16 protein-coding genes are annotated in these 14,523 nt (G+C 35.7%); 7 read left to right on the top strand and 9 right to left on the bottom strand.

What is annotated here, in order from left to right; all coding sequences use genetic code 11:
- Positions 1–221: 221 nt before the first annotated feature.
- The 6 genes from A9G12_RS00975 to fliF are packed head-to-tail and all read right to left on the bottom strand — an operon-like array spanning position 222 to position 6,724.
- Complete coding sequence (locus tag A9G12_RS00975) at positions 222–1,433, bottom strand: flagellar hook-length control protein FliK (RefSeq protein ID WP_065564014.1); 1,212 nt, start codon at positions 1,431–1,433, stop codon at positions 222–224.
- Positions 1,423–1,887: a flagellar export protein FliJ gene (gene fliJ, locus A9G12_RS00970; protein WP_065564013.1), complete on the bottom strand. Its 465-nt coding sequence runs from the start codon at positions 1,885–1,887 to the stop codon at positions 1,423–1,425. The genes A9G12_RS00975 and fliJ overlap by 11 nt, the downstream gene beginning before the upstream one ends.
- Before the next feature lie 9 nt (positions 1,888–1,896).
- Positions 1,897–3,288 (bottom strand): flagellar protein export ATPase FliI, encoded by a 1,392-nt coding sequence (gene fliI, locus A9G12_RS00965; RefSeq protein WP_065564012.1) that lies wholly within the window; start codon positions 3,286–3,288, stop codon positions 1,897–1,899.
- Positions 3,272–4,024 carry a flagellar assembly protein FliH gene (locus A9G12_RS00960; RefSeq protein WP_065564011.1) on the bottom strand — a complete coding sequence of 251 codons (753 nt, stop codon included), beginning with the start codon at positions 4,022–4,024 and terminating at the stop codon, positions 3,272–3,274. Before A9G12_RS00960 ends, fliI begins: the two co-directional genes overlap by 17 nt.
- A complete protein-coding gene (fliG, locus tag A9G12_RS00955; RefSeq protein WP_065564010.1) occupies positions 4,017–5,021 on the bottom strand; it encodes a flagellar motor switch protein FliG in 1,005 nt (334 codons plus the stop codon). Before fliG ends, A9G12_RS00960 begins: the two co-directional genes overlap by 8 nt.
- Positions 5,018–6,724 (bottom strand): flagellar basal-body MS-ring/collar protein FliF, encoded by a 1,707-nt coding sequence (fliF, locus tag A9G12_RS00950; RefSeq protein ID WP_065564009.1) that lies wholly within the window; start codon positions 6,722–6,724, stop codon positions 5,018–5,020. Before fliF ends, fliG begins: the two co-directional genes overlap by 4 nt.
- Positions 6,725–6,899: 175 nt before the next feature.
- Between fliF and fliE the strand changes: the two genes are divergently transcribed.
- Positions 6,900–7,211 (top strand): flagellar hook-basal body complex protein FliE, encoded by a 312-nt coding sequence (gene fliE, locus A9G12_RS00945; protein WP_065564008.1) that lies wholly within the window; start codon positions 6,900–6,902, stop codon positions 7,209–7,211.
- A gap of 1 nt (position 7,212) precedes the next feature.
- Here fliE and fliT read toward each other — a convergent pair whose 3' ends face one another.
- The 3 genes from fliT to fliD are packed head-to-tail and all read right to left on the bottom strand — an operon-like array spanning position 7,213 to position 9,396.
- Positions 7,213–7,560: a flagellar protein FliT gene (fliT, locus tag A9G12_RS00940; RefSeq protein WP_065564007.1), complete on the bottom strand. Its 348-nt coding sequence runs from the start codon at positions 7,558–7,560 to the stop codon at positions 7,213–7,215.
- A gap of 15 nt (positions 7,561–7,575) precedes the next feature.
- Positions 7,576–7,953, bottom strand: coding sequence for a flagellar export chaperone FliS (gene fliS, locus A9G12_RS00935; protein ID WP_065564006.1), 378 nt, complete (start codon positions 7,951–7,953; stop codon positions 7,576–7,578).
- A 9-nt stretch (positions 7,954–7,962) separates the two neighbouring features.
- Positions 7,963–9,396, bottom strand: coding sequence for a flagellar filament capping protein FliD (fliD, locus tag A9G12_RS00930; protein ID WP_065564005.1), 1,434 nt, complete (start codon positions 9,394–9,396; stop codon positions 7,963–7,965).
- A 319-nt stretch (positions 9,397–9,715) separates the two neighbouring features.
- On the opposite strand from fliD, the gene A9G12_RS00925 reads away from it, so the two are divergent.
- The 6 genes from A9G12_RS00925 to motB all read left to right on the top strand — a co-directional run bounded on the left by A9G12_RS00925 (position 9,716) and on the right by motB (position 14,482).
- A complete protein-coding gene (locus tag A9G12_RS00925) occupies positions 9,716–10,528 on the top strand; it encodes a flagellin N-terminal helical domain-containing protein (RefSeq protein WP_065555731.1) in 813 nt (270 codons plus the stop codon).
- Positions 10,529–10,791: 263 nt separating this feature from the next.
- The gene (locus tag A9G12_RS00920; RefSeq protein WP_065564004.1) at positions 10,792–11,508 is read left to right on the top strand and encodes an RNA polymerase sigma factor FliA; all 717 of its coding nucleotides are present in this window, start codon (positions 10,792–10,794) and stop codon (positions 11,506–11,508) included.
- A gap of 179 nt (positions 11,509–11,687) precedes the next feature.
- Positions 11,688–12,017: a flagellar transcriptional regulator FlhD gene (gene flhD, locus A9G12_RS00915; RefSeq protein ID WP_065564003.1), complete on the top strand. Its 330-nt coding sequence runs from the start codon at positions 11,688–11,690 to the stop codon at positions 12,015–12,017.
- A 13-nt stretch (positions 12,018–12,030) separates the two neighbouring features.
- Positions 12,031–12,627, top strand: a complete 597-nt coding sequence (gene flhC / locus A9G12_RS00910) for a flagellar transcriptional regulator FlhC (protein ID WP_065564002.1) — start codon at positions 12,031–12,033, stop codon at positions 12,625–12,627.
- A gap of 74 nt (positions 12,628–12,701) precedes the next feature.
- Positions 12,702–13,586: a flagellar motor stator protein MotA gene (gene motA, locus A9G12_RS00905; RefSeq protein ID WP_065564001.1), complete on the top strand. Its 885-nt coding sequence runs from the start codon at positions 12,702–12,704 to the stop codon at positions 13,584–13,586.
- Positions 13,587–13,588: 2 nt separating this feature from the next.
- Positions 13,589–14,482: a flagellar motor protein MotB gene (gene motB, locus A9G12_RS00900; protein ID WP_065564000.1), complete on the top strand. Its 894-nt coding sequence runs from the start codon at positions 13,589–13,591 to the stop codon at positions 14,480–14,482.
- The last annotated feature ends 41 nt before the right edge of the window (positions 14,483–14,523 follow it).

Raw genomic sequence — 14,523 nt, 5'->3', positions numbered from 1 at the left:
TAACTTGTTAACATTTAATAAATTAAATCTTAATGTTCCTCACATTAAATTTAGCTTTATCGTCAATATTTTCTTCACAACGCCATTGGATATATTAAATAACTAGCATGATAAAGTATGTTTACAAAATTGATTTAAAGAATAGGCGACAAAAATACCATCTATTCTACGTTTTCAATTGTGGCCATCATCAATATTAACTATCAATAAGCCATTAATTGTTAGGCAAATATACTCAAACCTGCTGATACTTGAGTTTGACTTAATGGTGTTTCAAGTTCTGGTTCTTCATTGGTTAAGACTAATTTTGTTGGTTTACTCGTTTTGGATTGTTGAAACATTGGCGATTGCTGTGAATCATTCATCATAGAAAAATCACTCACATCTGCTTGCTGTAGGGTGATCCCTTGTTGTTCTAATGAAGTTTTTAGTAAAGGTAATGCTGATTCTAATACGCCTTTGACTGTAGCATGGGCAGCCAGCAAATGCAGATTCATTTTATCGTCATGCATAGTCAATTTAATATGTAATGAACCCAATTCCTGAGGATGTAATTTAATTTCCGCAGTGGGGATATTTTGCCGTGTTAACATCACTATTTGCTGAGTTAATGAAGTTTGCCATTGATTGATATTAACTGGCATGGATAAGTTTAGCGTCTGAGGCATGGTAACTGATGTTAACGAACTTTGCATATGGTTATCAGGCATAAAAGCATTAACTGCATGGGTAGTTATTAATTGTGGTTTACTATCAGTAGTAGTTGCCAGATGATCATCAGGAAAATTGTTTTTTGCTACCATTGTACTAACACTCTCAGTATAGTTGCTATGTGACGATGGTTCACCAGCAAGTGTTGGTGCGATAACAGGGAATGGCTTAGTTGCAGTTTCAATATCAGATTCAATTAATTGATGATTAAGCGCTGGTTGCGTAGTTTTAGTCACTTGGGATTGAGGGTTATGAGTCAATTGTGCTGATGATAACACTGTTGATAATACGGATGGTGTTAACTGTTGATTAATGATTGGCGCTGGTTGCGGTGTAATACTAATATCAATGGGTAACTTTGCCTTTACCTGATTAAGCTCATTTAGCAAAGTTGCATGGGTAGTGAGTAACCCATTATTTGACTGCCCGTTTAGATTTTCTGGGCTACTAGCTGTTAACAATTGGCTTGGCGCTACAACTTGTTGGTCTAATAAAGGCATAATCATGGCAACAATATCAGGATTTACGGCTAAATCTTCTGTTTCATCATTGTCACAGTTTACGGCTGGTCTTACCGTAGCAGATAACTTGTCAGCATCTTGAAACGATTTATTATTAGACTGTAATAATTGTTGAAATAAATCATCACTAACGGCTAAATCATCTGTTAGCGACTCTGCTGACTGAATTGATGGCAAATCGTTAATAATATTAATATTCATTGATTATTCTCCTGGCTAATTGTTGCTGAGCAAATTCATCAGTCAGTTTTTGTTGTAACCGATTTTGTTGTTGTTGATATTGTTGCTGTTGTTTAGCTAATAAAGTGGTATAAGTGTTAAGTTGCTTTTGGTGTTGATTAAGTTTGGCGGTTATTTGTTTTTGTTGCATATTTAAGGTAACTAACAACTGTTGCTGTTGGCTAATTCCTTGTTCAATAGTGGCAATAAACGCATTAAAATTATTCAGTTCACCACCGGTGATCCCTAATGTTAATGCATTGGCTAACTTCTGTTGATATTCATGATAATAACCATTTAAAACATCTAACTGCGTTTTAGCATTATGATAATTTTCGTTGGCCTTTTTTAACTTGAGTAAAGCATCGTCTACTGCTTTTTGCGCTAATTTTTTTAAGGTTATAAACGCTAATTGACTAGGATTTTTGTTGATCATAATTTACTCCTAACCGGTTAACTCGGGTGCCACAATATTAATTAACTGTTGGTATGCTTCTTGATAACTACAATGTTCATGCATACCTTGTTGTAAGAATTTTTGCATCATTGGGAACAGTGTTATGGCTTTATCTAATAAGGCATCTGTTCCCGCTACATAAGCACCAACATTAATCAAATCGCGATTACGCTGATAACTTGAAAACAGTTGTTTAAATAAGCGGGATTTTTGCTCATCTTCAGGGGCGGTAAGATCAGTCATTACGCGGCTTATTGAAGCTTCAATATCAATAGCCGGGTAATGTCCGGATTCGGCTAAAGCTCGTGATAACACAATATGCCCATCCAAAATGGCTCTAGCTGAATCAGCTATCGGATCTTGCTGATCATCACCTTCAGTCAATACCGTATAAAATGCGGTAATCGATCCATTGCCGCTGGCATCATTACCCGCTCGCTCAACTAATGCCGGTAATTTAGCAAATACCGATGGCGGGTATCCTTTGGTCGCAGGAGGTTCCCCAATGGCTAAAGCAATTTCGCGTTGTGCCATGGCATAACGAGTTAATGAATCCATAATCAGTAACACATTAAAACCTTGATCGCGAAAACTCTCGGCGATTTTAGTCGCATATGCCGCACCTTGCAGGCGTAATAATGGTGAAACATCAGCCGGGGCGGCAACCACCACCGCGCGGGCTAAGCCTTCTGCACCTAATATATTTTCAATAAAATCTTTAACTTCACGCCCACGTTCACCAATTAAACCCACCACAATAATATCGGCTTTGGTATAACGCGCCATCATGCCAAGTAAAACACTTTTGCCAACACCAGAACCAGCAAATAACCCCATGCGTTGCCCTTGACCAACCGTTAACAAGGCATTTATCGCCCTTACCCCAACATCCAAAACTTGGTGAATTGGCGTTCGTTGTAATGGATTAAGGGTTTTATTGGCGAGCCCTTGAAACTTAACATGATCAGGCAAAGGTTTGCCATCTAGAGGTTTACCTGTAGCATCTAGCACTCGGCCTAATAATTCTTTGCCTATGGGTAACAATTTATGGCTAAAATACGCCAACTCATATTGTGCTGTATAAACTCTAGCTCCTAACAAAATACCATCTGTTGATTCAAAAGGCATCAGGTAAAGCACCTGATCATGAAAACCCACCACTTCACATTCCACCGCTTCGGTTTTATTGGCTAACTGCCTTTCAACAAAACAATTTGAACCTAAAGGTAATTTTAAGCCGATCGCTTCCAACACCAATCCTGAAGCTTTAACTAATCGCCCGTATTGACGTATCAAGGATACCGATTGCAATTGCTCCTGTGCTTGAGTAATTTTGGTTGACCACCGACAAGAAAAACGCACCTTAATCACTTTCTCCATGAACACAATCAGCCATTATCTGCCAATGATTTGTGCAACTGGCATCAATTTCATTGTTATCAGACAACAACTTACAATTACCGGATTCAATATTAGGATCAGCGATTAATTGCCAATTATCTTGCTTAATTTGTTCACCCAATAGCGGCGCTAACCACACCAAATCATCAGGATTAAGATGCAATAACAAAGGTTCCGACAATAGTGCACACTGTTCTATTAACGTTTTGATGGTATGAACTAATTGTTTTTGTTTTACTTTTGAGAGTGAACCAACGGTCTTTTGTGCCGCTAATAACGCTAAATCAACTAATTTAGGCACAATTAATTCGTCAATATCGTGAAGAGACTGCTCAAAATTACTCATTAAATGGGTTATTGCCTGCACTGCATTGTTTTTTTCGGCATTAAGTTGTTGTTCAATATGTTGTCGCCCTTCCTGTTGACCCAACTGAAAACCTTGTTCATAACCTATTTGATTGCCATCAATAAGACCTTGTTGTTTACCTAAATCAAAACCTTCTTGATAAGCCTGAGCCTTAATTTGTTCCTTTAATTGTTGTAAATCTTGCTCAATGACAACTGGATCAACTGCCACCATTACTGGTTGAGGTTCAGATTCAGGATTATCAATGGTTTTAGCGAACTTTTCCTTACTTAATTGTGATCGTTTACTGGACGACAAATCCCGAAAATTTAGAGGTTGCCAATTAAGTATATTTGATTGATTATACATATTCGTCATCACCACTACTTAAGATCATTTCACCACTTTCGGCTAATCGTCTTGCTATAACCAAAATTTTCTTCTGTTCGGTTTCCACTTGTGACAAGCGTACTGGTGGGCGATTTTCTAGATCTTCACGCAGAATAGACGCGGCACGTTGAGACATGTTACTAAGTAATTTATCGCGCAAGGTAGTTGATGCGCCTTTCAAGGCTATGATCAATGTTTCATTATCGATTTCTTTAAGTAGCCGTTGGATACTTCTATCATCAACTTCAATGAGATTTTCAAATAGGAACATTTCATCAATGATTTTTTGTGCCAATTCTGCGTCATAATCACGTAAAGCCCCAATAACCAGTTCTTCTTGCTGACTTTTCATTAAGTTAATAATTTCTGCCGCGGTACGGATACCACCTAAGTTATTAAGTTTTACATTTTGACCATGTAATAAAGTAGATAAAGAAGTCGATAAAACTTCCAACGCCGAAGGCTCAACACCACCAAAAGTGGCAATTCGTAACATCACATCATTACGTAATTCATCATCAAATAAATTTAGAATTTCAGCCGCTAAATCACGATTTAGGTGGACTAAAATAGTGGCAATAATTTGTGGGTGTTCTTTTTTAACTAAATCAACAGCTCGAGCAGCTTCAACATAATTTAACATTTTAAGACCATCGGTGGTGTCTTCCCTACCGGTGTCTAACAATTCATCGAGTAAACGGTTAGCTTTTTCTGTACCAATTGATTTTTCTAATATTGAACGTAAATATTCATTAGTGTTGGTATTGGTGTTTAACACCGCACACTGTTCTAAGGTGAGTTGGCATTCATTTAAGATGCTTTTCAATTGATCTTGAGAAAGTTGCGGTAATGACACCATAGAACTACTAATTTGTTGTACCTCTTTAGGACCAAGATATTGCAACACTTTGGCTGCAAGTTCTTCCCCTAATACCATTAATATCGTAGCTGCTTTTTGAGATTCAGTTAATTTCATTTATTAACATCCCCTTTATGCATCCAACCACGGATAATTAATGCCATAACTCGAGGTTCTTTCTCGACAAGTTGTCGAATATATTGTTGCTGCTGCATATTATCTTCAAATATTTTCTGTTGCTGTTTACTATGCGCTTTATAATCCAACTTACCGTCTAAATTAGACTGCGTGTCAGTAGCTGTATTTGGGGTATTAAAAAACTGCTGTTGTAATTTCAGCCACATTGATTTTAAAAGCTTGCGCCAAAGCAACCATAAGATTAAAAATAAAATTAGGTATTGGATGATGGATTTAACTAATTGGTAAAATTCCGCCGTTTTCCAAAATGCAGGCATGTCATCCTCATCAAATATTTGATTGGTAAATTTTAAATTAGCCACTGTTAAGGTATCACCGCGTAAATCAGAAAAGCCCATAGCTTGGCGCGCTAATGCTTCAATATTTTTAAGCTCATCGCTATCCAGTTTGGTCCAATGATTGGTAGTAACCGCAGTACTGTCATTTTTTTGATTCTCATTTGCTTCTGATTCGGCAGTCACAAATTTATAGTTAACCAATACCGCAACGGATAAGCGCTTTATTCGCCCTTCGGGGATTTGACTATGGATAATTTGTTTATTTACTTCATAATTTACCGTGTTATTCGATTGTGAATTATAAATTTTGGTTTTTTCATCTTTTTCGGCTGATTGAGCTTCTTCATCAATTGGTGCACTCGGTATGGGTACTGGTTGATTAGATAAGGCACCAGGCACGCCACCAACACCCTGACTATTAGCTAATTGGCGGTTTTCAACTTGCTGTTTACTACGCATAGTTTGATTAGCCAAATCACTATTAGGATCATATGTTTCCGAGGTTGATTCTTGCCGACTAAAATCCACATCAGCATTAACCTGTACCATCACATTATTTTTACCCATAATCGGGATAATTATTTTTTCGACACGCTCACGAATACTATTTTCAATGCGTTCACTAAATTCTAATTGAGCAACATTAGCATTTTTTTCGCGGTAATTATCACCGGTTAGCAAATTACCATGTTGATCAATAATGGTGACTTTATCAGCTTGTAGTTCCGGAACACTGCTAGAAATTAAGTGAATAATGGCAGCAATTTGTCCTTGAGATAAAGTTCGTCCGGGTAATAAAGTTAAGGCTACAGAAGCAGAAGGGAACTTTCTTTCACGAACAAATAACGAGGGCTTCGGCATTGCTAAATGCACTCGAGCATCAGCAATGCTGCTAATTATGGCAATGGTTCTCGACAATTCACCTTCTAAAGCACGCTGATAGTTGATCTGCTCATTGAATTGACTCATGCCAAAATTTTCCTTATCGAGCAACTCAAAACCAATAGCTCCACCTTTGGGTAAGCCTTGCTGCGCAATACGTAAACGAGTGTCGTAAACTTTATTTTCAGGGATTAGAATGGTTGAACCGGAAGATGAAAAACGATAAGGGATATTCATTTTATCCAGCTGGCTAATAATTTCACCGCCATCTTTATCATTCAAATTACTAAATAAAACACCATACGCTTCATCTTTAAGCCATAAATAGATAATACTCGCTATAGCAATAATAATTACGCCTACAATGGGTAGTACCATCTTATAATTTTGTTTTAACTGATTAATAAAAGGTAACTTATTTAGCTTTGATTTATCTTTATTGCCGGTATTCTGGCTATCCATAACAATCCCGATTCTAAACTGGCTAGATTAATTCTATAGTTTATTATCTGTGTATTTTAAAAAATCAATAGATTAAAAAGCACCTTGTTTACCCCTTACTTATAGCTTTTAGAATTTTACTTATATGCTAGATTAAGATATGTAATTAAAACCAATAACCGTTAGGTTAATAACGATGACTATGATAAATCCATTTAATTCAGTGACCGCAACAAAATCACCTGTAATGGAAGGGATTGTTCAACAACCCAATTTGACCAATGATAACCAATTCCTGAGTGAATTAACTAAGGCATTAGATGCTATTAGTCAAACACAAATTCAGGCAAATAATACAGCTAAAGCCTTTGAAATGGGTGAGGCGAATATTGCATTAAACCAAGTAATGGTTAATATGCAAAAATCGTCAGTATCATTGCAATTTGGCATTCAAGTCCGCAATAAACTAGTTGCAGCTTATCAAGAAATTATGAACATGAATATCTAAGTTAAATCAAGTTAGCAACTTGATAATAATCTTGAATGTGTGAATGTTGACTAACCTTCTCACCAATTAATTGACCAAGTTTAGTATGTTGATCGTAAATTAATTGGCGTAACTGTTGCTGATGATTTAATATCTCTTTGATATAATTTAAGATTGTCTGTTGCTCAGAATTAGCTAATTGTTTAATGGTGGTTATTTCACCTTCATCGATTAAATCTGCGGATAATTGTTGATATTGAGTCTGGCAATCCAATAATAAATCCCACTGCTGATCACGCGCCATGTGTACCATTTGTTTGGTAAGCAAATTAAATTGCTGATAATCATTTAATAAATTACTTGTTAGCATCATCCGTTCCTATAACTAAGCAATTTCACGCCAAGATTCTGCAATATTATTGAGTAAATCAAAACACAGGTGTAATTTATCCTGATCATTATGTAAATTAGCTAGCACTAATTGCTGGTTAATGTAACGATATAAATTATCAAGATTTTCAGCTATTTCACCACCTTGTTCCAAATCTAAACAACTTTTAAGGCCGTTATCAATTATATTTATGGCTTTAGATATAGCTTTGCCTTTACCTGCAATATTGCCTTTTTGGATGTATAAATCAGCTAAGCGCATGGCATTGAGTGCACCATCAAATAATAACACAATCAATTGATGGGGTGATGCTTGGCTAACACAAGTTTCTAAATTCACTTGTTGGTAAGCTTGAGATCCTACTTTATACATTGTTTGGTCCTATTTTTTTAAATTGGTCATCATGTCAAATTGCGTGGTGAGATAATTACTCATGCTATCTAAAGAGTTAATTAATACATCCAACTTCGTAAACTGAACCCGATAACGTTCAATAGTTTGTTCAATAGAACTATTCACCTGTTCATAACGTTTATCTAATGATTTTAAGGTTGAGTTTAAACCATTAGTGACCGAATCAATCATCCCTTCACTATCAATAAAACTACTAACTTTAGCCACTACCTCATTGGCAATGCCAGTGGTTTCACCATCACCAATAAATAACTGCGCCACCGCATCACTATTTTCGCTTAATGCTTTTTGCAACTGATTTTCATTAATCGTCAATGTGCCATTGTTATCCATGTTAATGCCAATTTGAGCTAAAACTGTAAATTCGCCACTTTGCCCCTTAGCAAATATCGAACGAATACTTTGATCAATATTCCGTAAGGTAGCATCACCAATTAGTGGGCCATTGCTATTATTTAATTCATCTGCATTGGTTTCTTTAGCTGTGAATTGGGTTAAGGTAGCTATGGTTGATTGCAATTGATTAAAGGCTTCTACCCATTGTTTAATCGCTTCCTCTGCCTTGTCATTATCAGCGGTTATGGCTAAATTTTGACTAGTCGGTGTAGTGGCTTTTAAAGTAATATCCACTCCAGCAATCACATCTTTCACGGTATTTGTCGCACTAGTTATCGCTATGCCATTAAAGGTAAATTTAGCATCTTGAGCTTGGCAAACTTCACTCATTGCACTGGTACCCGACTGCTTGTTATTAAAGCCAATGACACTATTTAGCTGTTCATCATCCGAACTGATAGCAGTAATGGCTTGTTGTTCACCTGTTTCTTTGGAAGTAATGACTAATTGATAATTATTAGTTCCTGAACGCACGATGCTAGCATTCATGGTCGAAGCACTAGCGGTGCCATCGGCATTAGTCACTTGCGCATTATTAATCGCATCAGCAATGGTTTGTAAAGAAGTCTCATCTTTACCTAAAACAACTTCAAGTTTATCGCCATTAGCTTGCTCAATAATAATGGTTCGTGATTCATTGTCATTACCAAGCAAAGCGGTTTTATCATTCATTGCTGTGGTAGCAACACTGTGGGAAGTTGCTAACTGATCAACGGTGACCGCATAATTACCTAAGGCCGCTTTACTATTTACTTTAACCGCAAAATAATTATCGTTAGTAACGGCATTGCGACTATGGAATAACTCTTTTTTTTGTAATTTTTGGGTTGCGGTATTAAATGCGGTTAAAGAACTTTTTAACTTACCAAAACCACTAATTTTGGCATTAACTGTTTTTTGTTGGCTGGTAATCGGTGTAAGACGCGTTTTTTCCACTGCCTCTAATTGATTTAAAACTTCATTTAAATCAATCCCAGAACCTATACCTAATACGCTCATAGCCATAACTTAATCAACCTATAAAAATTATTTGATATAGGGTTGTATCGGCTGATTAATGCAGAAGTTTAGGTATTTATTAGCTAATAATAATTAATTATGGTGATGATTAACGCTAAACCTAGCGTTTAAATAATTTTAATTATTTGATTTATAATTAAATAATAATAAATTAGCGGTATTAAAATTGTTATAATTACCGACATAAATATTAAAAATACTAAAGTTTCCATTTTTACTACCGATAACTTATCCATCAGCACAGATATTGAATCAAACTTCAATATACAGTTGATTTTACCAATTATATTTAAGGAGATAAAAAATGGCTCAGGTAATTAATACCAATACTATGTCTTTAATGGCAAAAAATAATCTAAATAATTCTCAAAGTGTTTTAGGCACAGCAATTGAACGTCTGTCATCAGGAATGCGTATTAATAGCGCGAAAGATGATGCCGCTGGTCAAGCAATTGCAAACCGTTTTTCATCAAATATTCGTGGCTTAACTCAAGCAGCGCGTAATGCTAATGATGGTATTTCACTTGCACAAACCACTGAAGGTGCATTAAATGAAATTAACAATAATGTGCAACGTATTCGTGAACTAACTGTACAAGCGGCTAACGGCACTAACTCTGAAAGTGATTTACAATCTATCCAAAATGAAATTACTGAACGTTTAGAAGAAATCGACCGTGTGTCTCGTCAAACTGATTTCAATGGTTCCAAAGTATTATCAGAAGATAAAACTCTTAAAATCCAAGTAGGTGCTAATGATGGTGAAACCATTGAAATCAATTTGAAAAAAATTGATAGTACTGAACTCGGCCTAGCGGCATTTAATGTTTCTGATGCGCCAACAGCTGATCCATTAAAAACAATTGATAAAGCGTTATCAACAATTGATTCATTACGTGGACAACTTGGTGCGGTGCAAAACCGATTTGAATCTACAGTAACCAATATCAATAACACTGTAAATAACCTAAGTTCTGCACGTAGCCGTATTGAAGATGCTGACTATGCCACTGAAGTATCAAATATGACTCGCGGTCAAATTTTACAACAAGCCGGTACTTCTGTATTAGCACAAGCTAACCAAGTGCCACAATCAGTATTATCTTTACTTCAGTAAGATATTAACCACTGATTTAGTCGTTATACTCAATTAATGAAACCAGCACTAACGTTGTCGAGTTAACATCGTTAGTGCTATAACCATTTTTTAATAATAATGTTTTAATAATACTATTTTTAGCAACGCTATTTCTAACAATTACATACCTAATAATTTTTCTAATAACAATAATTACCTATTGTTTATTGGCTTATTCCGCGCATTAAATTAATAAATCATCGCCATAATACTATTAAGCATTTTTAATATTGGTTCAGAAAATGGGTGATAGTTTATATAACTCTCAAGGTGTAGTGAATCAAACAGATTGGCAACAATATATCTATTTAGTGCGTAATGAAGCTTTAAAATTAGTCGCTCGATTACCTGCAACAGTAGAACTTGATGATTTACTCCAAGTTGGTTATATCGGCTTATTAGATACCATTAAACGCTATGACGCAGCGCAAGGTAACAGCTTTGCAACTTTTGCGGTGCCTAGAATAAAAGGCGCTATGTTAGATGAGTTGCGTAAGCGCGACTGGTTACCACGGCAAGTTCGTAAAAAAATAAAAGATGTTACTTATGCCATTAATCAATTAGAACAACAGTTAGGTGTGGCGCCTACAGATCAGCAAATTGCTGAATATTTGCAAGTATCATTGGCTGAGTATCATAAAATACTCTTAGATTCTAACTTTAGCCAAATATGTTCATACGATGAATTGCAAAAAAAGTTAGGTGATAACATAGATGTAATGATTGAACCTGGGGAAGATAATAATCCTTTTACTACCATTATCAGCGATGAAATTCGTAACATTATTATCCAACAAATTGATAATTTACCTGAAAAAGAAAAAATTGCTTTAGCGCTTTATTATCAAGAGGATCTCAATCTAAAAGAGATTGGCAAGGTCATGAATATTACCGAATCACGCGTAAGCCAACTGCATAGCCAAGCAATAAAAAGAATAAGAAGTAAAGTACTATCATAGAAAATCAATAATAAAAAGCGTAATTAATGCGCAATTTATCGAAAATAAACAGAAATTAATTTTTCTATTGACCTTTATCGTTTAAAAATGTAATTTTAAATATAAAAACATTGTCTGACATATATTTTTACGAATATATAGTTTTATACTGGATTTAAAAATATGGATTGGTGATTAAATTGGGTAATGTACTAGATGACGATATTCTCAAATGTATACATCATTTGAACCTTTCAACTTTATTATTAAGTCAACGGATGCTTGAAAAAGATAAAATCATGGCAATGTATCGATTAGGGATTGATGAAGAAACTGCTGATATCCTAAGTAATTTAAGTGCCTCCCAAATGTTAATTTTATCTGAAACCAACCAATTAACCTTCCAACTCAGATTCGAAAATTCAGAAATGATGAAAAAACTTACAGAAGACTCTCGGGTTAAAGATATTAAACAAATGCATACCGGGATTCTGTTATCGAGCTTACTATTAGACTCAATTAATAAGTAGATAGGAAATGCGGATGAGTTATACCAGTATTATTCAAAAATATAAGGATGTTCAATTAGCAACTCGGTTAATTTCACTTGGAGCGAGGATCCAAATGCTCGAAAGTGAGACTAAATTAAGCCGTGGCAAACTGATTAAATTATATAAAGAAATTCATGGTTGCCCTCCACCCAAAGGCTTATTACCGTTTTCAACCACATGGTTTATGACGTGGGAACCTAATATTCATTCCAGTATATTTTATAACGCTTATCATTTTATAGTACAAAATGGCAGTAAACCCGGTATCCATTCGATTTTAAAAGCTTATCAACTCTATTTAGAACAATGCCAATTAACTCATGATGAAGGACCCGTACTCGGCGTAACCCGAGCCTGGATCTTAGTCAAATTTGTTGAAAGTGATGTGATGCAACAATCTTGTTGCAAAGAATGTAAAGGTCGTTTTATAACTCATGCTTACCAACCCAATAATAGTTTTATTTGTAGTTTATGCCAACCACCATCAAGAGCGGAAAAGAATAATAAAACCCCTAAAGAAAATCATGCTAAATGCCTGCAAGTATTAGCTACCGTAAACAACTTTAAATCAGCCTTTGCTAAGTTTTAGGCGGCTAATAACGACGAGAGATTAAACATACCTAAAAATAACAATTATTATTTTATGGAAAAAAAGGAAAACCAATGCCAATTATTATAGGATATGCCGTTGTCATCATTTCTGCATTAGCCGGTTATGTTTTAAGTGGCGGCTATTTAGCAGTACTATTTCAACCTTTAGAATTACTTATTATTGGTGGTACTGCAATCGGGGCATTCATTGTCAGTAATGAAATAAAAGTGATAAAAGCCACACTCAAAGCCCTAGGTCAACTATTTAAAAAGTCCAAATATAACAAAGCGCTATATTTAACTTTAATCAATTTAATGTACACCATTTTAACCAAGATTAGGCAAAATGGCGGCTTATCTATCGAAGCGGATATTGATAATCCTAAAGAAAGTGAATTATTTAAACAATACCCCCTCATCTTAGCTAATCCACAAATTTGTGATTTTATTACCGATTACTTACGGCTGATGATCAGCGGTAATATGGACGTGTACGAAATTGAAGCATTAATGAATGAAGAAATCGAAACCAATGCCCATGAGCTGGAAAAGCCAGTAGATGCCATTTCTAGTGTTGGTGATGGTTTACCGGCATTTGGTATTGTGGCCGCGGTAATGGGGGTGATTAACACCTTAGCTCAAGCCGATCGCCCTGCCAGTGAGCTCGGTGAACTTATTGCCCACGCCATGGTGGGTACTTTTTTAGGTATTTTATTGGCATATGGTTTTGTTTCACCCTTGGCGGCATTATTAAAACAAAAAAACGCCAATACCATCAAAATTTTAGAGTGTACTAAAGTCATGCTTATCGCCAGTATGCATGAGTATGCACCGCAAATCTGCATTGAATTTGGTAGAAAAACTATTTTCACTAATGAACGGCCAACTTTCTTTGAATTAGAAAAATATATTCAAGAAGTTAAAGAAAAAAATACTAACCAAGCTGAAAATAGTTAACCATGAAAGATAAATCAGTAAGAATAATTATTTCCAAAAAATCGAAGCATAATGGTGGTCATCATGGTGGCTCATGGAAAATTGCCTATGCTGATTTTATGACCGCCATGATGGCATTATTTTTAGTTATGTGGCTAATTGCCAAAGCCAGTCCCCAAGAACTACAAGGCATTGCCGAATATTTTAGAACACCTTTACTAGTTAATAATAATGGTGGCAAAAATATCAGCGATAGCGAAAGCCCTATTCCCGGTGGTGGCGATGATGTTACTAAACAACTTGGTGAAGAAAAAAACACGCCAATAAATTCTAAATCCGAAAATTTAGAATCAAAGCAGCTGGAAAAAATACAGTTTATTGAAACCGCCCGCAAGATTAATGAGGTTTTCGAAATTGATCCCCGCTTACAAAAATTAGCGCCAAATTTAATCATTGAATTAACTGAATTGGGATTACGGATCCAAATTCTCGCCACCGATGATCAACCCATGTTTGATATTGGTAGCGCCGTAATTCACCCCAATATGCAAGAAATATTATTTGCCCTTGCACCAATTTTAAATTCCTTACCCAATAAAATTACCTTATCAGGGCATACCGATGAACGCCAATATGTAACTGGTGATCGTGGTTATAGCAATTGGGAATTGTCCGCAGACCGTGCCAATGCCTCAAGGCGGGAACTTATTGCCGGTGGTTTAGATTCCAGCAAGATCATCCGCATTATCGCATTAGCCGACACTGTTGGTTTAAACAATCCTAATTATAGTGCCGATGCCAATCGACGTATTAGTCTGTTAATCTTGAATAAAGCCGCACAACAATATATCGAAGAAGAAAATAATATGACCGGTATCGATTTTTTAAAACAATTACAACCAAGTAAACCGGAATAACTACTGACTGCTAACCAGCGTTTTTCATCAATGACAAAATT

It is taken from the genome of Gilliamella sp. wkB112, assembly GCF_001690685.1.
Lineage (GTDB): Bacteria > Pseudomonadota > Gammaproteobacteria > Enterobacterales > Orbaceae > Gilliamella > Gilliamella apicola_J.
Note: the sequence above shows the minus strand (reverse complement) of the source record. Positions and strands in the feature narration are given on the sequence as shown.

Coding starts and splice junctions, on each gene's coding strand:
- motB (WP_065564000.1), top strand. CDS start 13,589: ATGAAAGATAAATCAGTAAGAATAATTATTTCCAAAAAATCGAAGCAT.
- fliF (WP_065564009.1), bottom strand. CDS start 6,724: ATGGATAGCCAGAATACCGGCAATAAAGATAAATCAAAGCTAAATAAG.
- fliG (WP_065564010.1), bottom strand. CDS start 5,021: ATGAAATTAACTGAATCTCAAAAAGCAGCTACGATATTAATGGTATTA.
- fliT (WP_065564007.1), bottom strand. CDS start 7,560: ATGCTAACAAGTAATTTATTAAATGATTATCAGCAATTTAATTTGCTT.
- fliI (WP_065564012.1), bottom strand. CDS start 3,288: ATGGAGAAAGTGATTAAGGTGCGTTTTTCTTGTCGGTGGTCAACCAAA.
- fliJ (WP_065564013.1), bottom strand. CDS start 1,887: ATGATCAACAAAAATCCTAGTCAATTAGCGTTTATAACCTTAAAAAAA.
- A9G12_RS00975 (WP_065564014.1), bottom strand. CDS start 1,433: ATGAATATTAATATTATTAACGATTTGCCATCAATTCAGTCAGCAGAG.
- A9G12_RS00925 (WP_065555731.1), top strand. CDS start 9,716: ATGGCTCAGGTAATTAATACCAATACTATGTCTTTAATGGCAAAAAAT.
- A9G12_RS00960 (WP_065564011.1), bottom strand. CDS start 4,024: ATGTATAATCAATCAAATATACTTAATTGGCAACCTCTAAATTTTCGG.
- fliE (WP_065564008.1), top strand. CDS start 6,900: ATGACTATGATAAATCCATTTAATTCAGTGACCGCAACAAAATCACCT.
- A9G12_RS00920 (WP_065564004.1), top strand. CDS start 10,792: ATGGGTGATAGTTTATATAACTCTCAAGGTGTAGTGAATCAAACAGAT.
- flhC (WP_065564002.1), top strand. CDS start 12,031: ATGAGTTATACCAGTATTATTCAAAAATATAAGGATGTTCAATTAGCA.
- motA (WP_065564001.1), top strand. CDS start 12,702: ATGCCAATTATTATAGGATATGCCGTTGTCATCATTTCTGCATTAGCC.
- fliS (WP_065564006.1), bottom strand. CDS start 7,953: ATGTATAAAGTAGGATCTCAAGCTTACCAACAAGTGAATTTAGAAACT.
- fliD (WP_065564005.1), bottom strand. CDS start 9,396: ATGGCTATGAGCGTATTAGGTATAGGTTCTGGGATTGATTTAAATGAA.